Annotated in this window: 20 protein-coding genes; 7 read left to right on the top strand and 13 right to left on the bottom strand. The window is 41.2% G+C overall.

Annotated elements, in window-relative coordinates; translation table 11 throughout:
* Positions 1-4: 4 nt before the first annotated feature.
* On the bottom strand, positions 5-976 hold the full coding sequence (locus B2727_RS03140; protein ID WP_004805658.1) for a class 1 fructose-bisphosphatase: 972 nt from the start codon (positions 974-976) through the stop codon (positions 5-7).
* Between the two features lie 178 nt (positions 977-1,154).
* Between B2727_RS03140 and B2727_RS03135 the strand changes: the two genes are divergently transcribed.
* Positions 1,155-1,340 (top strand): NF038105 family protein, encoded by a 186-nt coding sequence (locus B2727_RS03135; RefSeq protein WP_004805661.1) that lies wholly within the window; start codon positions 1,155-1,157, stop codon positions 1,338-1,340.
* Between the two features lie 58 nt (positions 1,341-1,398).
* Here the strand turns inward: B2727_RS03135 and pal are convergent, their stop codons facing one another.
* From pal to B2727_RS03085, 10 genes are all read right to left on the bottom strand, one after another.
* Positions 1,399-1,965: a peptidoglycan-associated lipoprotein Pal gene (gene pal, locus B2727_RS03130; protein WP_004805662.1), complete on the bottom strand. Its 567-nt coding sequence runs from the start codon at positions 1,963-1,965 to the stop codon at positions 1,399-1,401.
* Positions 1,966-1,987: 22 nt separating this feature from the next.
* Positions 1,988-3,271: a Tol-Pal system beta propeller repeat protein TolB gene (tolB, locus tag B2727_RS03125; protein WP_005322019.1), complete on the bottom strand. Its 1,284-nt coding sequence runs from the start codon at positions 3,269-3,271 to the stop codon at positions 1,988-1,990.
* A gap of 99 nt (positions 3,272-3,370) precedes the next feature.
* Positions 3,371-4,792 (bottom strand): cell envelope integrity protein TolA, encoded by a 1,422-nt coding sequence (gene tolA / locus B2727_RS03120; protein ID WP_291347862.1) that lies wholly within the window; start codon positions 4,790-4,792, stop codon positions 3,371-3,373.
* A 3-nt stretch (positions 4,793-4,795) separates the two neighbouring features.
* The gene (gene tolR / locus B2727_RS03115) at positions 4,796-5,248 is read right to left on the bottom strand and encodes a protein TolR (RefSeq protein ID WP_004805667.1); all 453 of its coding nucleotides are present in this window, start codon (positions 5,246-5,248) and stop codon (positions 4,796-4,798) included.
* Entirely contained in the window at positions 5,248-5,946 is a 699-nt protein-coding gene (gene tolQ, locus B2727_RS03110) for a protein TolQ (protein WP_004805668.1), read from the bottom strand. Before tolQ ends, tolR begins: the two co-directional genes overlap by 1 nt.
* 24 nt (positions 5,947-5,970) lie before the next feature.
* The gene (gene ybgC / locus B2727_RS03105; RefSeq protein WP_004805671.1) at positions 5,971-6,378 is read right to left on the bottom strand and encodes a tol-pal system-associated acyl-CoA thioesterase; all 408 of its coding nucleotides are present in this window, start codon (positions 6,376-6,378) and stop codon (positions 5,971-5,973) included.
* A 130-nt stretch (positions 6,379-6,508) separates the two neighbouring features.
* Positions 6,509-7,456 carry a hypothetical protein gene (locus B2727_RS03100; protein ID WP_227505300.1) on the bottom strand — a complete coding sequence of 316 codons (948 nt, stop codon included), beginning with the start codon at positions 7,454-7,456 and terminating at the stop codon, positions 6,509-6,511.
* 49 nt (positions 7,457-7,505) lie between these two features.
* On the bottom strand, positions 7,506-8,504 hold the full coding sequence (gene ruvB, locus B2727_RS03095) for a Holliday junction branch migration DNA helicase RuvB (RefSeq protein WP_033134577.1): 999 nt from the start codon (positions 8,502-8,504) through the stop codon (positions 7,506-7,508).
* A gap of 7 nt (positions 8,505-8,511) precedes the next feature.
* Positions 8,512-9,114: a Holliday junction branch migration protein RuvA gene (gene ruvA / locus B2727_RS03090; protein ID WP_033134578.1), complete on the bottom strand. Its 603-nt coding sequence runs from the start codon at positions 9,112-9,114 to the stop codon at positions 8,512-8,514.
* Positions 9,115-9,188: 74 nt separating this feature from the next.
* Positions 9,189-10,529 carry a deoxyguanosinetriphosphate triphosphohydrolase gene (locus B2727_RS03085; RefSeq protein ID WP_004805678.1) on the bottom strand — a complete coding sequence of 447 codons (1,341 nt, stop codon included), beginning with the start codon at positions 10,527-10,529 and terminating at the stop codon, positions 9,189-9,191.
* A 464-nt stretch (positions 10,530-10,993) separates the two neighbouring features.
* Here B2727_RS03085 and purL point away from each other — a divergent pair, with 464 nt between their 5' ends.
* Together purL and B2727_RS03075 are read left to right on the top strand one after the other, a co-directional pair.
* Positions 10,994-14,824, top strand: coding sequence for a phosphoribosylformylglycinamidine synthase (gene purL / locus B2727_RS03080; protein ID WP_033134579.1), 3,831 nt, complete (start codon positions 10,994-10,996; stop codon positions 14,822-14,824).
* Between the two features lie 75 nt (positions 14,825-14,899).
* Positions 14,900-16,105: a multidrug effflux MFS transporter gene (locus B2727_RS03075; RefSeq protein WP_033134580.1), complete on the top strand. Its 1,206-nt coding sequence runs from the start codon at positions 14,900-14,902 to the stop codon at positions 16,103-16,105.
* A gap of 65 nt (positions 16,106-16,170) precedes the next feature.
* On the opposite strand, the gene B2727_RS03070 is transcribed toward B2727_RS03075, so the two are convergent.
* The gene (locus B2727_RS03070) at positions 16,171-16,719 is read right to left on the bottom strand and encodes a hypothetical protein (RefSeq protein ID WP_033134581.1); all 549 of its coding nucleotides are present in this window, start codon (positions 16,717-16,719) and stop codon (positions 16,171-16,173) included.
* 387 nt (positions 16,720-17,106) lie between these two features.
* Here B2727_RS03070 and B2727_RS03065 point away from each other — a divergent pair, with 387 nt between their 5' ends.
* Both B2727_RS03065 and B2727_RS03060 read left to right on the top strand, forming a co-directional pair.
* On the top strand, positions 17,107-17,667 hold the full coding sequence (locus B2727_RS03065) for an SMI1/KNR4 family protein (protein WP_033134582.1): 561 nt from the start codon (positions 17,107-17,109) through the stop codon (positions 17,665-17,667).
* 62 nt (positions 17,668-17,729) lie between these two features.
* The gene (locus B2727_RS03060) at positions 17,730-18,140 is read left to right on the top strand and encodes an NUDIX hydrolase (RefSeq protein ID WP_033134583.1); all 411 of its coding nucleotides are present in this window, start codon (positions 17,730-17,732) and stop codon (positions 18,138-18,140) included.
* On the opposite strand, the gene B2727_RS03055 is transcribed toward B2727_RS03060, so the two are convergent.
* The gene (locus B2727_RS03055; protein WP_241345135.1) at positions 18,135-18,728 is read right to left on the bottom strand and encodes a DUF3885 domain-containing protein; all 594 of its coding nucleotides are present in this window, start codon (positions 18,726-18,728) and stop codon (positions 18,135-18,137) included. The genes B2727_RS03060 and B2727_RS03055 overlap by 6 nt on opposite strands.
* 162 nt (positions 18,729-18,890) lie before the next feature.
* Between B2727_RS03055 and B2727_RS03050 the strand changes: the two genes are divergently transcribed.
* Positions 18,891-19,022: a KGW motif small protein gene (locus B2727_RS03050; protein ID WP_264673604.1), complete on the top strand. Its 132-nt coding sequence runs from the start codon at positions 18,891-18,893 to the stop codon at positions 19,020-19,022.
* A gap of 63 nt (positions 19,023-19,085) precedes the next feature.
* Positions 19,086-19,400: a hypothetical protein gene (locus B2727_RS03045; RefSeq protein ID WP_004805695.1), complete on the top strand. Its 315-nt coding sequence runs from the start codon at positions 19,086-19,088 to the stop codon at positions 19,398-19,400.
* Positions 19,401-19,403 lie beyond the last annotated feature (3 nt).

Here is a 19,403-nt window from a genome sequence, read left to right as displayed (position 1 = left end):
TTAATTAGTGGTAGCTTGTTACGCGTTCCACTTCGTTTTTAGAGCCAATAATCACAGGGACACGTTGGTGTAGTTCTGTTGGTTGGATGTCCATAATACGAACACGACCTGTCGTAGACGCACCACCAGCTTGTTCGATCAACATACTCATTGGATTTGCTTCATACATCAAACGTAAGCGACCTGCTTTTTTTGGGTCTTTTAAATCGTAAGGGTAAAGGAAAATACCGCCACGACATAAGATACGGTGAATATCACCTACCATACATGCAACCCAACGCATATTAAAATCTTTTTCACGGACTGATGTTTTACCCGCTAAAAGTTCGTCAATATAACGTTTTACAGGGTTTTCCCAGTGACGTTGATTCGACGAGTTAATTGCAAACTCTTGTGTATCTGCTGTGACTTGCACTTGTTCTGTCGTTAGCAAGAAGTTTTGTGTTGTTGGGTCAAAAGTAAAGAACGCAACACCTGCACCCACTGTAAGTGCTAACATGGTTGACGGGCCATAAAGCACATAACCTGCGGCAACTTGCGCTGTACCAGCTTGCATAAAGTCTGCAGATTGAGTGACAGAATTCTTTGCAGGAAGAATAGAGAAAATTGTACCGACACACATGTTAATGTCGATATTGCTTGAACCATCGAGTGGATCAAACAAAACTAGATATTTACCATTTTCTTGGGCAGGGGTGAAGTCATCTAGCTCTTCTGAGGCCAAACCACCCACTTGTGGGTGTGCTTTTAAAGCATCAATCAGGTAATCATTAGAAATAACATCTAATTTCTTTTGTGTTTCGCCTTGAACGTTCTCGTTGCCTGCACTGCCCAAAATACCAGCTAAAGCACCTTTTTGAAGTGCCTGATCAATGGTTTGGCATGTAGCCGCAATTGTTTCGATGACTTGTGCCAACTCTGGAGTCAAATTCCCATTTTGTTGTTCTAGGTATTGGGTCAAAGTAAGGTTTGACATATTGAATAGCTCCGATTTGGCCGTGTCAAAAATTGATAAAAAAAGAATGTGGGTATTCTAGATGAGATCGTCCGAAAATAAAAATTATCTTACTTTATTTATGTTGCTTTTATGATTACAAGTGCAGCATTACATGCTATGTTGCATAGATACTAAACAGGATGTTTGGAGGCTACCGATGTCAACCAAGAATTTTGAGGCAACGCCCACGCCGAGTGAGCCGATTAGCTTAGATACGATTTCCAAAGAAAATGTGAAGGATGCATGGAAAGAGTATGAAGCTAAGCCAGAATATAAAGAGTTTAATAAGCACGATTTGATTGAATCAATGCAAAACAAGCCTGATGCTCAATCTTCGTCTTAATAAATGAAATAAAAATGCTCACATGAAGTGAGCATTTTTATTTACAGCGAAACCACAATTATTTTAATAGTGGTGGAACTGCTTCGTAGTTAATTTCTACGCGGCGGTTTTCTTTCCACGCCGCTTCATCATGACCTGCATTCACCGGTGATTCTTTACCGTAGCTAACTGCTTCAAGTTGCTGTGGGTTTACACCGTTGGTAATCAAAAAGCTTTCAACTGCTTTTGCACGGCGTTCGCCAAGTGCCATATTGTATTCACGCGTACCACGTTCATCCGTATGGCCTGTCAGAGCAACACGAGAGTTAGCGTTAGCAACTAGGAATTGAGCATGTGCTTGTAGGGTTTGATAATCTTCATTCGATAAATCACTGCTATCAAAGTTAAAGTGCACCACGCGTTTTGCCAAGAATGCTTTATTTGCAGCAGTGACACCTTTAGAAGATGCACCAGCCAAGTTTTGCGCATTTAATGCTGCATCTTCACTTAAACCATCTGTGCTGACTGTGGTTGAGCCATTTGGATTTGTGCCAGTAGTAATTTCAGCGGCAGGCTTACGGCTTGCACAGCCTGTAAATACAAGTGTTGCAGCAATCAGTGGAAGCGTTAGATATTTAATGTTCATATGATTCTCCAATCGATTAAACTTATTTTGGTGCCCAAGCTGGTTCACGAACTTCACCTTGCTCGCTTGGTAAATTCATGCGGAAACGGCCATCAGTCGACATGACGGATAACAAACCACGACTACCTTCACGTGTTGCATAAACCACCATCTGTCCATTTGGTGAGAAGCTCGGTGATTCATCTAAACTTGTCGGTGTCAGAATATTGGTGATACCAGTATTGATATCTTGGATTGCAACTTTGTAGTTACTGCCACTTGGACGATGTACTAAAGCAATCTTTTTACCATCAGCACTCAAAGTACCGCGTGCATTAAACGCACCTTTGAAGGTCAAGCGTTTTACAGAACTATCATCAAAGCTATAGCGATAAATCTGTGGTGAACCACCACGATCAGAAGTAAAGATAAATGATTTACCATCTGGAGAATAACGTGCTTCAGTATCAATCGCAGAGTCATTGGTCATGCGCTGTACTTGACGTGTGCTTAAATCCATTTGATAAACTTCTGGGTTACCATGCATTGATGCAGTGAATAACATCGATTTTCCGTCTGGAGAGAAGCTTGGAGCGCCATTTAGACCGCGGAAGCTCGCTAAAACTTCACGTTGGCCCGTGGCTAAGTCTTGTAAGTAAATTGCAGGGCGTTTGGTTTCAAATGATACATAAGCAATTTTCTTAGCATCAGGTGTCCAAGCTGGAGATAAGATAGGATCACGTGATGACAATACTGTTTTAGGTTGCTCACCATCTGTGTCGGCGATTTGTAATGTATAGCGTTGGGCAGGTGTCGCTTGATTACGCAATACATAAGCAATACGACCACTAAAGTCACCAGCAATACCTGTTAAAGCTTGATAGATGGTATCACTGATCAGGTGGCCTGCTTGGCGTACACGTGAGCTTGGTACAGTCAGTACTTCATTGAGTAAGTATTGTTGTTTCTGTACATCATATAACTGGTAATGAATCTCAAAAGTATTGGCATCAACCGCCTTAAGTTGTCCAACGACAACATACGGCACACCGGCATTCTGCCAATCACCCGCTTGAACCTGATTAAGGCTTGCAGTAGCCGGCAAATTTTGAGATGCGCTGGTAAAACGACCTGAACGATTCAAGTCGCTTTCCACAATTGGATAGATCGCATTGTCATTTGCAAATGGGATGATCGCGATTTTAGGTGCTTGTTCAGGTGCTTTAGCAATTTCGAGGTGTAATTGTGCGAAAGTTGCTGTTGGAACAACTGTACTAATCGCAGCAAATACTGCTAAAGAGAGGAGGTGTTTACGAGTCTTGTCCATAGTTACAATTACTTGCGTTCGTATTTTTGTGGCTGTTGATTATTTAACATAGTTACATGCTTTGTGCTATTAAAAGCATGTAACGTTAACTATTCATTACTATTTTGCAGTAAAACTTGAAGTAAAGCTTCTTGCTTCACGACGGGCGGTTGGATCATCTGGCATCGGGTAAGGAGCAGCAGCTCTTACCGCAGCTTCGACACTCGCCTTAACGTCTGGGTCACTCGCTGTTACAACGACAGAAAGTACGGCACCGCTATCGCTTAAAGTCACACGAGCGCTCGCACGCTGACCCGATGAGCCAGATGGCATATTCCACGCACGATAGATTTTTTGTTCGAAATCACGTTTCGCAGTTGAAGCAACACGTTTTGCATCCGCTTTTTTCTGGGCAGCTTCCTGCTCAGCTTTTTTAGCGGCTGCAGCTTTGGCATCTGCTTCAGCCTCAGCTTTACGTTTCGCATCTGCGTCAGCTTTTGCCTTCGCATCGGCCTCGGCTTTACGTTTCGCGTCTGCATCAGCTTTTGCCTTGGCATCTGCATTTGCTTTACGTTTCGCATCTGCGTCAGCTTTTGCCTTCGCATCGGCCTCGGCTTTACGTTTCGCATCTGCGTCAGCTTTTGCTTTGGCATCAGCATTTGCTTTGCGTTTCGCGTCGGCCTCAGCTTTAGCCTTGGCATCAGCTTCGGCTTTACGCTTCGCATCAGCGTTGGCTTTTGCTCTCGCGTCGGCCTCAGCTTTACGTTTTGCATCGGCTTCAGCACGTGCCTTGGCATCAGCTTCGGCTTTACGCTTCGTATCTGCGTTGGCTTTTGCTCTCGCGTCAGCCTCAGCTTTACGTTTTGCATCTGCTTCAGCACGCGCCTTGGCATCTGCTTCAGCACGCGCCTTGGCATCTGCCTCAGCTTTGCGCTTGGCATCCTGTTGCGCTTGAAGTTTTGCATTTTCAGCAGCTTTTTGCTGTCTTAATTTCGCATCTTGTTCCGCTTTTTGGCGTGCTTTGGCTTCAGCCTCGGCTTTGGCATTTTGTTCAGCTCTACGCTTCGTATCTGCTTCTGCTTGGCGTTTCGCTTCAGCGTCCGCACGTTGTTTCTGTGCTTGAGCATCTGCAAGTTTACGTTGTTCTTCAACTTGCTGTGCACGAGCAGCTTCATCTGCTTTGCGTTTTTGCTCAGCAAGTTTGGCTTGCTGTGCCTGTTCAGCTTTTTGCTTTTCAGCCGCAAGTTGTTGTGCAGTTGGCGGCGGAGGTGTTACAGGAATATTTTCAGGAAGTGTTGTATCCACGATAGGGCTTTGCACTTCTTCTGCCTGATGTTCAGCAGAGACTTGTTGTTCGGGTTGTTGTAATGACTGTGGTAAATCTTCTGGCTTCACCAAAATAGTGGTCAGTTTTTTAGGTTCTTCAGGGGGTTTACTCAAGCCTAAAAACAACAAGCCAACAATTGCGATTGCATGAACACCGAGGGTAAAACCCAGCGCAATCGCATTTTGCTTAAAAGGTGGCTCTTGAAATTTTTTCATAGCTTATTTTAAAGACTTCGTGAGTAAGCCGACTTGAGTAAGACCAGCTTCTTGTAAACTAGACATAAGAGCGACAACTTCACCATATGGACGAGATTCCTCTCCATTGACTAATACCATCAACTTCTTATTTTCTTGTTCAGCTTGTACTTGAGCTTCGCTTAACACAGTTTCGAGCTGTTCAAGTGAAAGTGGTTCACTACTTTTATGTTCTTTATACTCAAGGTAGATATTGCCATCTTTACCTAAAGTCACCATTGCTGGCATATCTTTTGATTCGATAGGTTGATTATTGGCTTGTGGCAAATCTACTTTAATACCGCTGGTAATCATGGGGGCGGTCACCATAAAAATGACCAATAACACCAACATGACGTCGATATAGGGAACCACATTCATATCACTTTTGAGCGGTTTTTTAATCCGCTCAAAGCGTCCAGATCGTTGAATCGCCATTATGCATCTTCCTGTGTCGTTCCAATCGCTTGACGCTGTAATAGGGCAACCATTTCTTCTGCAAATAAAGCACGATCTGAATAGATTGATTCACCTTTAGCGGTAAAGTGGTTAAACGCAAGTACAGCAGGAATTGCTGCAAACAAACCAATCGCAGTTGCAATGAGGGCTTCGGCAATACCAGGAGCAACAGTTGCCAAAGTCACTTGGTCCACGGCAGCAAGGCCGATAAAGGCATTCATAATCCCCCATACCGTACCAAATAAGCCGATATAAGGTGCAACTGAACCAATACTAGCAAGTGCACCCAAGCCGACTTCTAAACCACCTTGGTCACGGCTTAAACCAACACGCAGGATACGTTCAGTTCCTTCGATGGTTTGATTGGTGTCTGCTTTACGTTTTTGCAACTTAAAGAACTCACCTAGGCCTTGGTAGAAAATATCTTCTAGACCACGACGTTTAGAGTTCAATTGTGCATTATTATAAAGCGTGTTTAATTCGGCACCTGACCAGAACATTTTTTGAAAATGCTCATCCTCTTGTCCTGCTTTTTTAAAGCCCATATATAATTTGGCAATCAGATACCAGCTATAAATTGAAGAGAGTAGCAGGATCAGCATGACCAGTTGTACAACAGGACTTGCTTGTAAAATTAGGTCAGAAATATGCAGGGAAGATTCTAAGTTAGTTGCCATAAGTTGCTGTGCCGAAAGTTTATTTTAGTCCTGTGCTAATTCTTTTTGAATCAGATCACGAATTTCATCAGGAAGTCTACGTGGCATTAACTCTTTGTTTAAACATGCCAACACAACCTCACCTGAAGCCAGCAAGATTTCACCACGATAAATATTTTGTTGCAACACAAAAGATGCGGCTTTACACGAAATAACACGTGCTGTAACGGTAATTAAATCATCCATTAATATTGGGCGTACATATTTAACAGCGATTTGATGTACAACGAAGCTGTAATCTTTTTGGTGCCAGTAGTGATCAACACCAGCTGCACGTAGCCATTCGGTACGGGCACGCTCCATAAAACGGATATGATTGGCATGGTAAACGATACCGCCTGCATCTGTATCTTCGATATAAACGCGAATGTTGAACTCAAAATGATTTGCCATTTCTATTACCTATTTTTGCGTACTGTCAGCAATCAGGAATGATATTGCCTCAATAAGGTTAAGGAAATAGTAATAAATAACATATTGTTGAATGAGGTAAAAAAGAAGCCCTTGAATAGGGCTCTTTCTTTTAATAGTTGAGTTCTTCCCAAGCGACGACTTTAGGGAAGCCTGTGACGGTAACGCCATTGGCATATGCACGCATTAATGCTTTATAGTCAACGGTTTTAGTAATGGTGATTGCATTTTTATTGTTGTTAGTATCTTCAATAAAAATTTCAGCAAAACTTGGATAAAATACTGATACATCACCGACACTTCCAAATTTGATTTGATTGTCAAAATTTACAGAGAATTCTTTATTATTGGATATCCCAACTAGACGTCCTTTGGTAATTGATCCAGTTGACCAAGGCTCAAAGCTATAGTTTGTAAGTTTATAGACTTCGGTATATTTTTTATCAGCCCATGTGAATTCCATTTGAGCAATGTCATATTTGAAGGGGCGAGCATCAGCATAATAAGATAGACTGCTTTTGCTTCCATTAAAGGTTGTTATTTCATTATCAACTTCTACTTTAAATTGGTTCAGTATCGTATCGATTTTAAAGTTATCCTGTGACCAGTATCCTTGTGTGCTAACACTTCCAGACAGAATCATTGGTTCCTCAGAAACAGGTTGAATAACGCCATCTTTTGTATATTGTAAATCACATTTATTCAGCGTAACAGTTTGGCTATTTCTGCTAAAGCTCCCTTCTTTATTTCGGCAGAAGGCTTTGTAGCCCATTTTTTCTCCACCTTGAATTAAATAAAAAACGGATTCAGCAAGCGTGATCGTATCAATGAGTTGATTTTCATTAATGCTTGATAAATTGATAATGGGTGCATAAATCAATTCAAGATTTTCTGGTTTGCTATAATCTAGTTTTTCTTTAGCTTGAAATGAATTGCCATTATTTGCATTATCACCTCCACCCCCGCAGGCTGTTAAAAATAAGCTACTCAAAAATACGGAAGTTAAAGTTTTATTTTTCATTGTTACCCTAAAAATAATGAGATGATTAAAATCAGGCATATCCTATTCTAATCATCCCATTATAAGAAGCACTAAGTTGAAAATATTTTTATGTTTCAGGTGGCGTCATCCCAAATTGTAAATACGCCATATTGGTTGCAATACGGCCACGTGCAGTACGCATCACATAACCTTGCTGGATTAAATAGGGTTCAATCACATCTTCAAGCGTTCCACTATCTTCAGCCATGGCTGCGGCCAAAGCTTCCACACCTGTTGGTCTGCCTTCAAAACGTTCCAATAACATACTGAGATAACGACGATCGAGTGTATCTAAACCAGCTTTATCGACATTAAGCATGTCTAAAGCACGTTGTGCCATATCTTGAGTCACTTCGCCTGTACCTTTCACTTGCGCATAATCACGCACACGACGTAATAAACGGTTGGCAATACGTGGGGTGCCGCGGGCACGACGGGCAATCTCTGTTGAGCCTTCTTTGGTAATCGGGACATCCATCAAGTTAGCTGAACGCGTCACGATATGGGTCAGGTCTTCAACTGAATAGAACTCTAAACGCTGTACAATCCCAAAACGGTCACGTAACGGAGAGGTGAGTAGACCTGCACGTGTTGTGGCAGCAACTAAAGTGAAGGCGGGTAGATCGAGCTTGATTGAACGAGCAGCAGGGCCTTCACCAATCATAATATCGAGTTGATAGTCTTCCATGGCTGGATAGAGAATCTCTTCGATCACGGGTGAAAGACGATGAATCTCGTCAATAAATAGCACATCACCTTCTTCCAGATTGGTCAGCATGGCAGCTAAATCACCAGCACGTTCTAATACAGGGCCAGAAGTTGATTTTAAATTACCGCCCATTTCTCTTGCGATAATATTCGCCAACGTGGTTTTCCCTAAACCTGGAGGGCCAAAGATCAAAGTATGATCTAGGGCTTCACCACGACCACGCGCTGCACCAATGAAGATTTCCATTTGCTCACGAACCACAGGCTGACCAATATAGTCAGCCAATGAGGTCGGACGAATGGCACGATCAAAATGATCTTCAGGTTTTTCTGTTCCGCTAATAAGACGATCTTGCATATATCTATTACTTCATCATGGATTTAAGCGCAGCACGGATAATGTCAGCAGATTCAGTATAGTCTGCTTTAACTGCTGCCACTGCTTTTTGTGCTTCTGCTGGTTTATAACCTAAGGATTGCAAAGCAGCTTCAGCTTCGGCAACTGGTGAATTTGCCATAAATTGAATTTGAGCAGCAGCATTTGTCGTACTGCCAGTTGAATGTGCTAAGGCTTTGAAACGATCGCGTAATTCAATCATTAATCGTTCAGCAGTTTTTTTGCCTACACCCGGAACTTTAATCAGCGTATTAATATCATCATGTTCAATTGTGTGGATGAGCAGTTCAACACTTAATGTCGATAGAATGCCCAAAGCCATTTTGGGGCCAACGCCATTCACTTTGAGTAGGGTACGGAAAATGGTTTTTTCTTGTGCATCTCTAAAGCCGTAAAGTTGTTGCGCATCTTCACGAACGACTAGGTGGGTCCATAAAGTAACTTTCTGTCCCTTTTGTAATTGGCAAAATGTCGAAAGTGGTGTGTCAATTTCATAGCCAACGCCATTTACATTGAGTAATACGGTTGGGGCTTCTAGGGCAAACACTTCGCCAATTAAACATCCGATCATGAGTTAAATTTCACTATTTTTAAAAACAATTTAGTTTGGGTATAAAAAGGAAAGGGTGCCAACTCATCTAGTGGCTAAAAGAACCCTATCTTATTGCCTTGCAGCTCTTGCGCCAAGCTATAAGCCTGATGATCCGAGAACTTACTAATAATATCGAGAACTTGCATAATATTATTATAGTGGTTGTTTTGCAGATTTACCCCTGAATGTTGCAAAATTGACATCAACCGCTGTTCTTTAAAGCTTAATGTCTTATGCGGCATGGTCAATGGGATAAAGGCGTCCAAAATCGTTTGTAGGCTTTGGTGTGCAATAATTTCTAAACCAGATTTTTGAGGATGCTCAAAAATACGGTCTCGGGCAAGATTCTTCGCCGTTTGGATACCTGCTTCAATATCCGGTGAGCAATATTGCAATAGGCTGCCTTTGAGCTGACCGGTTAAAATTTCATACTGATGTTTGGCAAATGCCGTGGTCACCTCATCGACTAAACGCTTCATTACACGCCCACGGAGAGCTGCAATTTTTTGCTGCCATGTGGTATGTGGTAAATGGAGTTCTTCTGGATAACCATAATCTGCAATCAGATTCAGAAAAATTGGCTCGACTTCGGCATAGTTCAACATGTTCAGAATAATGCCATCTTCTAAATCAATGAGTGCATAACAAATATCATCAGCTGCTTCTAATAAATAGGTCAGTGGATGGCGGCAATAGTGATAGTCACCAAGCTGAATCAGACCAAGTTGCTCTGCTAACTGTTTTAAAATTTCTTTTTCAGATTGATAGCAACCAAACTTTGCCCGTTGATGGGACGGCATATCGCCTTGTTCTTCGATGGTTTTAGATAACCACGGATATTTTAAATAGGCACCGAGTGTTGCACAGGTTAAGCGCATACCACCATCATCGGGGTGATAGTCAATACGGCTGAGTAGTCGAAGTCCTTGGGCATTGCCTTCAAATTGACGTACATCGGCTGCTTCTTCTGGGGTGAGTTTTGTCAAGAAATCACGATGCGATGCATCATCAAACCACTCACGAATCGCATATTCGCCTGCATGACCAAAAGGTGGATTACCAATATCATGCGCTAGACAGGCAGCTTGGATAATCGCACCAACATCAGCAGGTGAAATCCACATCGGTAATTCATCTTTGATTTTTTCTGCGGCCAACATGCCGAGTGAACGCCCAATACAAGACACTTCTAGCGAGTGTGTGAGACGGGTATGAATCCCATCATGTTGAGTCAGTGGGTGAACCTGTGTTTTTCTATTTAATTGACGGAAACTTTGAGAAAATATAATTCTGTCATAATCTTTGTGGAATGGGCTTCGAGCCAATTCAGTACTACTTTTTTTACTACCTAAACGAATTGCAGAAAGCAATTCTACCCAACGCATTTGTTCCATTCATCATTATTCACTACGAGTTCAGGATCATCATGCCAAAAAAAAGATTAAAGCACTAGAGTAGGGCGACATAAGTTGTCTTGGATCAGTATGTTGTCGTTTATAGTTTTGTATTCAATCATAATTTAAGGCATTTATTTGCTCACATATATGGCTTTTAAAGGTGTTGATGGTGGGGTAAAAGAGTCACTTGCAAGCAATGAGCAATTCTTTATTTAGTTTGGTATTTCCACAAAAGAAGACTTGCAAACAAGAAATATGAGTTATACAGCAGGCTAAATGAATTGTTACGAATAAAGTAAAATAGATAAAGCTACAAGAAATTAAGCCATTTGCAGTAGAAAACTCTGATTTTTAAGATGGATATAGCTAGCTGAAATGAGCCTTTCACAGTAGAATATGCGCTCTTTCATAAGTCACATTGTGGTAGGTTCGTTAGACCCACCCGTGGAGCCAAAGTCAACATGTTTATCGTGGCCGGTGCATCAGCACATTCTTCTTTCAAGAAAGCTCAACTCTTAAACCGATTAACGTCAATGAGTTCTGTTCAATCTTTTGACAGCCAGTGGGTTTATTTGTTTGATCAAGCGCTCAACGAGCAGCAACATCAATCGGCATTACAACTTTTAAACGATGGTCAATCTTTCGAACTTCGCCAAGCTGCAAGTGATGAAATCCAGATTTTAGTGACACCGCGTGTGGGGACAATCTCGCCGTGGTCATCTAAAGCAACCGATATTTTCCAAAACTGTAATACACCTATTCACCGTTTAGAGCGTGGTCTGTTATTTACACTTAAAGGTGTGAAAGAGATTTCGAACGAAGTGAAATTGGCCTTACATGACCGGATGACAGAGAGTGTTTTTGCTCAAATTGATGATGCAAAAGCTCTATTCTCAGAAACAGCGCCGAAGCCATTGAACTCAATTGATATCTTGGGTCAAGGAAAAGAAGCACTAGTCAAAGCCAACAATGAGTTTGGCTTTGCTTTATCTGAGCAAGAAATTGATTACTTAACCGAAGCATTTACCAAGCTTGGTCGTAATCCAAACGACATCGAGTTGATGATGTTTGCACAGGCAAACTCTGAACACTGTCGTCATAAAATCTTTGGTTCTGAATGGACAATTGATGGTGAAAAACAACCATTATCATTGTTCCAAATGATTAAAAACACTTATAAAGAATCTCCAACCGATGTGTTATCAGCATATAAAGATAACGCCTCTGTCATTGTGGGTTATGACACGATGCGTTTTTATCCGAAGGCGGATGAAAATGGTCACTTCGTTTATAAATATAAGAGCCAAGCTGCTCATATCTTGATGAAGGTTGAAACACACAACCATCCAACTGCAATTGCTCCATTTGCAGGTGCTGCAACAGGTTCGGGCGGTGAAATCCGTGATGAAGGTGCAACAGGTCGTGGTGGTAAACCAAAAGCAGGTTTAACTGGCTTTACGGTTTCAAACTTAAATATCCCTGGTTTTGAACAACCTTGGGAAGATAACTACGGTAAACCTTCACGTATGGCATCGCCATTACAAATCATGATCGAAGGTCCATTGGGTGGTGCTGCGTTTAACAACGAATTTGGTCGCCCAGCATTAAATGGTTATTTCCGTACTTTCGAACAGAATGTCAATGGTGAAGTGAAAGGCTTCCATAAGCCAATCATGATCGCTGGTGGTTACGGTAATATTCGTCCTGACCATGTTGAAAAAGATGCGATTCAACCGGGTGACTTGCTCATTGTATTGGGTGGCCCTGCAATGTTGATCGGTCTTGGCGGTGGCGCAGCGTCTTCTGTAGACAGCGGTACCATGGGCGAGAGCTTGGACTTTGCTTCGGTGCAACGTGAAAACCCAGAAATGGAACGCCGTTGCCAAGAAGTCATCGATACCTGCTGGCGTTTAGAAGACTTTAACCCAATTGTGTCTGTACATGACGTCGGTGCAGGTGGTGTATCTAATGCCATGCCAGAACTTGTGAATGATCATGAGTTGGGTGCAGTGCTTAACCTACGTAAAATTCCATCATTAGAGCCAGGTATGAGCCCGATGGAGATCTGGTCAAATGAAGCGCAAGAACGTTATGTACTTGCTATTCGCCCAGAGTCTTTAGAACAGTTTGAAGAAATTTGTGCACGTGAGCGTTGTCCGTTTGCGGTATTGGGTGAGGCGACTGAAGCGCGTCACTTAACGGTTGAAGATCCGTTGTTTGAGAACAAGCCTGTTGATATTCCAATGCAGGTGATCTTAGGCGGTACACCGCGTATGCAACGTTCATATGAAACGATTGAGCGTACGGGTAACGACTTTGATGCTGCGAAAGTTGATTTAAAAGATGCGATTTTCCGTGTATTGAAAAATCCAACAGTTGCGTCTAAATCATTCTTGATCACCATTGGTGACCGTTCGATTACGGGTATGGTTGCACGTGATCAGATGGTGGGTCGCTGGCAGGTTCCTGTAGCTGATGCTGCTGTAACCACCACTAGCTTGCAAGGCTTCACAGGTGAAGCAATGGCAATGGGTGAACGTCCACCAGTAGCGTTGTTAAATCCAGCTGCATCTGCGCGTCTAGCGGTTGCAGAAGCAATCACCAATATTGCTTGTGCCAACATCGAACAAATCAGCGATATCAAGCTTTCTGCAAACTGGATGGCAGCGGCAGGTCAAAAAGGTGAAGACCAAGCCTTGTTTGAAGGTGTGAAAGCGATTGGCATGGAAATGTGTCCTGCATTAGGTATCGCAATTCCAGTCGGTAAAGATTCACTTTCAATGCGTACCACTTGGAATGATGGTGAAGACAAAGCAGTGACTTCGCCTATGACCGGTGTGATCACTGCATTTGCTCCAGTGTTAGATGTTCGTAAAACATTAACGCCTGAATTGAAAAACTTAGCAGACTCAGTACTGGTACGTATTGACCTATCTAAAGGTCAGTTCCGCCTAGGTGGTTCGATCCTTGCGCAGGTGTATAAAGCCATTGGTTCAGTGACACCTGATGTGGATAGTTTTGATGACTTCAAAGCATTCTTTGCCTTGATTCAAGACTGGAACAATCGCGGTGTGATTAAGGCTTACCATGATATCGGTGATGGCGGTTTATTGGCGACTGTTGCTGAAATGATGTTTGCTTCGCGCTTAGGTGTTGCTTTAGAAAATCAATCAACTGAAAGTTTATTCGCTGAAGAAATTGGTGCTGTACTTCAAATCACAGCGGCGGATTGGGCTCAGTTAGAAGTTGAAGTTGCAGCATCTAGCCTGAAAGATGCCATTGCAGTTGTGGGCCGTGTCAATACAACCGATCAATTGGCTGTGAATGGTTTAACTTTAGAGCGTGCTGAATTGCAACAAGCATGGGCAGAAGTATCGCATCAGATCCAACGCTTACGTGATAACGTTGAGACTGCTGATCAAGAGTTTGCATTAATCGCAGACAAAAACCACAAAGGTTTGATTGCACAAGCAACTTATGACTTGAATGAACCTGTTGAAGCGCCGTTTATCAATACACGTCGTCCTAATATGGCCATCTTGCGTGAGCAGGGTGTTAACGGTCATGTTGAAATGGCCGCTGCTTTTGACAAAGTTGGCTTCAATACCATTGACGTACACATGAGTGACTTACTAGCAGGTCGTGTCAGCTTGAGCGACTTCGAAGGTTTAGTGGCGTGTGGTGGTTTCTCATACGGTGACGTGATGGGTGCTGGTGGTGGCTGGGCGAAATCAGTCTTGTTCAATGCGAAATTACGTGACCAGTTTGAGCAGTTCTTCCATCGTCAAAATACATTCAGCTTAGGCGTATGTAATGGTTGTCAAATGATGTCGCAACTTGCACCACTGATTCCAGGTGCAGAGCATTGGGGCCGTTTCCACCGTAACACTTCAGAAGTATTTGAAGCGCGTGCCGTGAACGTTCGTGTAGAAAAATCAGTTTCTGTATTACTTGAAGATATGCAAGGTTCGATTTTACCAATCGCTGTTGCGCATGGTGAAGGTCGTCTGGTTGCAACTGAACAGCAAATTGCTGCTTTAAATGCTGAGAACCAAGTGATCTTACGCTATGTGGATAGTTTGGGTAATCCAACTCAACACTATCCATTGAACCCGAATGGTTCACCTGAGGCGATTACAGGTTTAACCTCTAAAGATGGTCGTGCAACCGTGATGATGCCGCATCCAGAACGTAACTTCCGTGCTTTACAGCATTCTTGGAAGCCTGAAGATTGGGCAGAAGATGGTGCTTGGTTACGTATGTTCCGTAACGCACGTAAATTTATTGGTTAATTAAAGTCATGAAATAAGCCACCGTCAGGTGGCTTATTTCATTCCGTATAAAATAATCATCAATGGACAAGAAAAATGAAATCAAAAATCCATTTCCGCGAATTTGCACTGCTGATGGCATTACTGATGTCCATCGTCTCATTCTCAATTGATGCTGTTTTACCCGCACTCGGTGAAATTGGTCGTGTTTTTACTTTGCAAAATAGTAATCAGGCGCAATGGGTCATTATCAGTATTTTTTCAGGCATGACCATCGGGCAACTGATTGCAGGACCATTGTCCGATGCAATTGGACGGAAACGGATTTTATTTACAGGTATTGTCATCTACTTTTTAGGAAGCTTATTGTGCTATTCCACTCAAAGCTTTGAATGGTTCTTGGTCGGACGTTTTATTCAGGGTGTAGGTGTTTCTGGACCTTATGTCGCTTCGATTTCGATTGTGCGTGATAAATATAGCGGTGCCCAAATGGCCCGCATCATGTCTCTGATCATGATGGTATTTATGGTCGCGCCTGCAGTTGCACCGAGCTTGGGACAGTTGATCATCCATTTCTTTGGCTGGCGCGATATTTTTGTGTTGTATATGGTCTATGCTATCGCTGTTGGAGCATGGGTTGCTTTGCGCTTGGAAGAGACCTTAGTGCCTGAAAATCGTCTGCCAATGCGGGTACAAGCATTTAAGGATGGTTTTAAGGAAGTGGTGAGTAATAAAACTACCATGAGCTATTTGTTGTGTGCAGGCTTTTGCTTTGGTGGGTTTATTGGCTATCTTGGAACGTCACAACAAATTTTTATGCAACAATTTGGCAAAACAGGGCAGGAGTTTAGTGCTTACTTTGCTTTATTGGCAGGTGTGATGGGGATTGCATCTTTTACCAATTCTAGAATTGTCATGAAGTTTGGCATGCGTCCCATCTGTATTTATGGCTTTCTTGGTTTAAGTCTAATTTCGTTGCTGTTCCTCATCATTCAGCTTTCTGGCGTATCCATCTCATTCTGGATGTTTATGCTGTATGCCTGCATTCTATTTTTATTGTTTGGAACACTATTTGGCAATCTAAATGCGATTGCAATGGAACCGATGGGGCATGTGGCCGGTATGGCTTCTGCGATTATTGGTGCATCGTCTTCGGTATTATCGCTTATTCTCGCCTCTATTATTGGTCAGTTATATAACGGAACTTTAATTCCAATGACCTGTGGTTTTGTGATTTTATGTGGTTTGGCTTTTGTGCTGACCTTATATGAAAAACGACAATTAACTAAATTAGCAAGTTAAATCTTATAGTTTGATTTTTGGACTGAAATACATTTAAAAGCCATCTGATGATGGCTTTTTTATATTTAGCTTTTGATGCAACTCATTAATGCATCGCGAGCTCTAAATCCACCACTAATGGATGATGCGTAGATTGTTTTTCCTTGCAGTAAAATTTCCATTGCACCGACATCATCCAGTTTGGGGGCTGTCTGTACCATACTTACAGGAACGAGCAGCATACCTTTCTTTGGGCTAGGAAGTAGGGTAGCCTCCGTTGGCATGACTGAATGATCAGTCCGTATCACAATGTCGAGTTGTTGATTACTGGCCGTTGTTGGTATATGAGGACCTGTAAATACCAATGCTCCAGTACTTCTTTCTGAAGGACCGAACAGAGTAAGTTGATTCAAACCAGAATTATAAGAGACGGCACATCCTCCTTTTCTGCCACGATGTTTAGAAAGAAACCATATTCCATGTTCACCTTGATAAATTTGTTTCATGTTTTTAGAGCTTGTTAATGGATAGTGTGAATTTGAGTCAGCTTGAATAAGCTCATTTGCATAGAGAAATGTTGATTTTGTTAAAGCACTAAAAGCGAAAATTAAGGTCATTAGAGGTTTATGGGGCATATAAATACTCTTTGCTTTGGATTCTAGTTTTAAAATTCTATTGATTCGCTTTAAAATCTAATTGAGCGAATCAAGGGATATTTGACTGAGCGTTATATATCCTGATTGATCTTTTATATATTTTTTTAACATCGGTTAAAAGATCATAAGATGAGCAATAGCTAAAATTGTCCTAGGATGTTTATAATTAAAGGATAAGATGTTGGATAATATGAGCACTCATTTTTTTAGGCAGATCGATGGGGTGTTGTGGCTGATGATGGCAAAGGTATGTTTGGTATAATTTCGAATAAGAGTAGTAAGTGAATGGTTGAGAACAATGCACTTGATGGGTGTAAAATAAAAAAGGTAGAGATTGTAAAATTAAAGAATTAGAGATTTTTATATATGGTTGATTTTGTTTCTGAGTTGATAAGCTGTCGACATGAAGATACGCATTTGCCTTTTTATCCAGAACATATTCAAGGCTATACAGAGCAAGAAATTGATCAAATTGCTGAAATTTATAATCTAGAGATTCATGGGCAGTTCCGAGAGTTTTTATCGCAAATGGGAAGATGCTCAGGCGGTTTGTTGTGGGGTACTGTATCTATGTTCAGATATTCATGGAATAAAGAGGCATATACAGGCTATCAAAAAGTTTTAGATGATGAAGATGAAATAAATAAACCTAATGGGTGGATTAGTGCCGTTGAAAATAAACTCTTCCCATTAACAAATGAAAATGAAGGCAATCAGTTTGCATATCTGGCGACTGCTTTAAAAAATGATTATGTTTGGTTATGGGATGATGGACAACCAGAATCTGAATTTAGTCGTACTGGATCTACACTTTTAGAATATTTAAAATGGTTAGTAGAATATGAGACTAAACAAGCACGGTTTGGAGACAAATCGGCCAACTTTGAACAGGATAAACAATATATTACGGGGAAATTATTAGACTAAATTATTGGTTTAGAAATAAAAGTTTTATTTATATAACTTCGAGCGACTAAAAGTGCAGTGCTATGAGAAAAGTTGTCCCTGTAGTTTTAAGACATAAAAACCCAGGTATAGATATATTGGCTTTTCATCATCCACTTGCTGGGACTCAATTGGTTAAGGGCACAATTGAACAGGGTGAGCAATATGAACAGGCTGCAATTCGTGAGTTGTTTGAAGAGTCGGGATTGAGTGCTCAGCCTAATCCCAAGTTTTTGGGTAAGCTCATACTTAAATTTAATCAGCAAAACTGGTATTTCTATGTATGCGAGGTGAAGGGTGAGCTGGCTGAAACGTGGCAACATCATTGTCAGGATGGCGGTGGTTTAGAATTTAGGTTCTTTTGGTATTGTTTAGATCAACAACCAGATGATCATTGGCATGAAACCTTTAGAGAAGCGTTAAGCTTTTTAAGGAATAGCTTAACGTCGTTATAATCCATCTGCTCTTGGTGAAAGCCAGTCTTGATATTTGTTTCTTAAATCATTTCTTTTCGCTTCATCAAAGATAATAAAATCAATGCCGCCATCATAAGGTGCAACAATTATATTTTTCTCGAAAGAAATCATAAAAGCCCTCAACTCATCATCAGCAATTTTTTTTAATAATTCATTGTGAGTGTTCGGTTGCCAAGTTGTTTCTAGAGAATATGGTCTAAAAAAAGAATCTTCTTCGTCATCATCATAATCTTCAGGATTGAGTTGCTTTAAGTTTATTTCTTGCTCTAAATGAAATTTGTAGGGGAGTATAAAGGCTGGATCATAGGCTTTATTGTTACGGGAATGGCTAAAATAGTGACCTGAGACAATGAATATAGAAGCATCATCCCCAAAGCAGTCTGTAATAATTTTATTATGTCGATTTAATAACAATTCATATTCGGCAGTCGTATCCGCATATCTTTTTGACTTGGGAAGGCTATGAATTCTGAACCAAAATTGTGGAAAGTAGTGCTTAAGTAGATGAGAAATTGGAAGTTTGTCGGCATAGAACTGATCCCATAGGGATTGAAATGAGTTGCTCATATTTTGACATAGAAGAATTTAGTAATATATTATTAATATAATTTGGAATAATTAATTTAAGAAGTAAAAAAATTAGGAGAATAGGTTCATATTAATTTTCACTTTGAAAAAATGGTTCAATTTTTGCATTCTCAATAATGATCATAAGAATTGGAGAACAACATGATAAAACATGAAAATTATTTAAGAACATTGCATACAAAAGATCGAGGTTGGTTTTGGTTTGGCTTGACTGTCGTTATTCAAATCGTACTGATAAGCGTGAGCTATTTGATGATGAATATTTCACTTTGATTGTTAAGCTTTTATCGCGTTATGATTGAAGTCTGATCTACGCTTATTTGAGCTATTTAAACGATGCTAAAATTGATTTATTACGTGCCAGAGTCTCACCTTGAATCTACAAAATCTGCCATTTTCGAAGCAGGGGCAGGTGGTATTGGCAATTACGAGCATTGTGCTTGGCAAGTCAAAGGCATTGGACAATTTAAGCCTGTAAAAGGTGCAAATCCTTTTTTAGGGCAGTTGGATGAATTAGAGCAGCTCGAAGAATGGCGAGTTGAAACTATTGTCACAAAAGAAAAGGCCAGTGCTGTGGCAAAAGCTCTAAAAGCAAGTCATCCCTATGAAGAACCTGCTTTTGAGTTTATCCAGATTTTAGAGATTCAATAAGCT

This window comes from Acinetobacter sp. UBA991 (assembly GCF_002292065.1).
Lineage (GTDB): Bacteria > Pseudomonadota > Gammaproteobacteria > Pseudomonadales > Moraxellaceae > Acinetobacter > Acinetobacter higginsii.
Note: the sequence above shows the minus strand (reverse complement) of the source record. Positions and strands in the feature narration are given on the sequence as shown.

Bases quoted from the DNA above. Each gene is read 5' to 3' on its own strand.
- B2727_RS03140 (WP_004805658.1), bottom strand. From the start codon at position 976: ATGTCAAACCTTACTTTGACCCAATACCTAGAACAACAAAATGGGAAT.
- B2727_RS03135 (WP_004805661.1), top strand. From the start codon at position 1,155: ATGTCAACCAAGAATTTTGAGGCAACGCCCACGCCGAGTGAGCCGATT.
- pal (WP_004805662.1), bottom strand. From the start codon at position 1,965: ATGAACATTAAATATCTAACGCTTCCACTGATTGCTGCAACACTTGTA.
- tolB (WP_005322019.1), bottom strand. From the start codon at position 3,271: ATGGACAAGACTCGTAAACACCTCCTCTCTTTAGCAGTATTTGCTGCG.
- tolA (WP_291347862.1), bottom strand. From the start codon at position 4,792: ATGAAAAAATTTCAAGAGCCACCTTTTAAGCAAAATGCGATTGCGCTG.
- tolR (WP_004805667.1), bottom strand. From the start codon at position 5,248: ATGGCGATTCAACGATCTGGACGCTTTGAGCGGATTAAAAAACCGCTC.
- tolQ (WP_004805668.1), bottom strand. From the start codon at position 5,946: ATGGCAACTAACTTAGAATCTTCCCTGCATATTTCTGACCTAATTTTA.
- ybgC (WP_004805671.1), bottom strand. From the start codon at position 6,378: ATGGCAAATCATTTTGAGTTCAACATTCGCGTTTATATCGAAGATACA.
- B2727_RS03100 (WP_227505300.1), bottom strand. From the start codon at position 7,456: ATGCCTGATTTTAATCATCTCATTATTTTTAGGGTAACAATGAAAAAT.
- ruvB (WP_033134577.1), bottom strand. From the start codon at position 8,504: ATGCAAGATCGTCTTATTAGCGGAACAGAAAAACCTGAAGATCATTTT.
- ruvA (WP_033134578.1), bottom strand. From the start codon at position 9,114: ATGATCGGATGTTTAATTGGCGAAGTGTTTGCCCTAGAAGCCCCAACC.
- B2727_RS03085 (WP_004805678.1), bottom strand. From the start codon at position 10,529: ATGGAACAAATGCGTTGGGTAGAATTGCTTTCTGCAATTCGTTTAGGT.
- purL (WP_033134579.1), top strand. From the start codon at position 10,994: ATGTTTATCGTGGCCGGTGCATCAGCACATTCTTCTTTCAAGAAAGCT.
- B2727_RS03075 (WP_033134580.1), top strand. From the start codon at position 14,900: ATGAAATCAAAAATCCATTTCCGCGAATTTGCACTGCTGATGGCATTA.
- B2727_RS03070 (WP_033134581.1), bottom strand. From the start codon at position 16,719: ATGCCCCATAAACCTCTAATGACCTTAATTTTCGCTTTTAGTGCTTTA.
- B2727_RS03065 (WP_033134582.1), top strand. From the start codon at position 17,107: ATGGTTGATTTTGTTTCTGAGTTGATAAGCTGTCGACATGAAGATACG.
- B2727_RS03060 (WP_033134583.1), top strand. From the start codon at position 17,730: ATGAGAAAAGTTGTCCCTGTAGTTTTAAGACATAAAAACCCAGGTATA.
- B2727_RS03055 (WP_241345135.1), bottom strand. From the start codon at position 18,728: ATGAGCAACTCATTTCAATCCCTATGGGATCAGTTCTATGCCGACAAA.
- B2727_RS03050 (WP_264673604.1), top strand. From the start codon at position 18,891: ATGATAAAACATGAAAATTATTTAAGAACATTGCATACAAAAGATCGA.
- B2727_RS03045 (WP_004805695.1), top strand. From the start codon at position 19,086: ATGCTAAAATTGATTTATTACGTGCCAGAGTCTCACCTTGAATCTACA.